This window comes from Lactobacillus sp. UMNPBX1, assembly GCF_002554085.1.
In the GTDB taxonomy this organism is placed as follows: Bacteria; Bacillota; Bacilli; order Lactobacillales; family Lactobacillaceae; genus Lactobacillus; species Lactobacillus crispatus.
The window spans coordinates 1-365 of record NZ_PCZI01000080.1 but is presented as its reverse complement, the minus strand read 5'-3'; the positions used below and the strand labels follow the sequence as shown (position 1 = coordinate 365).

Annotated in this window: 1 protein-coding gene; it reads left to right on the top strand. The window is 39.7% G+C overall.

Features of this window, described 5'->3' with window-relative positions; genetic code table 11:
• Positions 1-365, top strand: a 365-nt coding sequence (locus CP352_RS10895; protein WP_158227703.1) for an Hsp70 family protein, incomplete at both ends; no start/stop codon positions are given.

Sequence of the window (365 nt, the reverse complement as noted above, 5' to 3'; positions counted from 1 at the left end):
TCATCAATCAAGAGTCACATGGGTGAAGCAGGATACACTGTTGAAGTTGATGGTAAGAAATATACTCCACAAGAAATTTCAGCAATGATTTTGCAATACCTTAAGAAATATGCTGAAGACTACATTGGTGATACTGTTACTCAAGCAGTTATTACTGTTCCTGCATACTTTAATGATGCTCAACGTCAAGCTACTAAGGATGCCGGTAAAATTGCGGGCCTTGATGTAAAGCGGATTATTAACGAACCTACTGCTTCATCCCTAGCATACGGTCTTGACAAGAAGGACAAAGATGAAAAGATCCTTGTTTATGACCTTGGTGGTGGTACATTCGATGTTTCCATCCTTGAATTAGGTGACGGTGT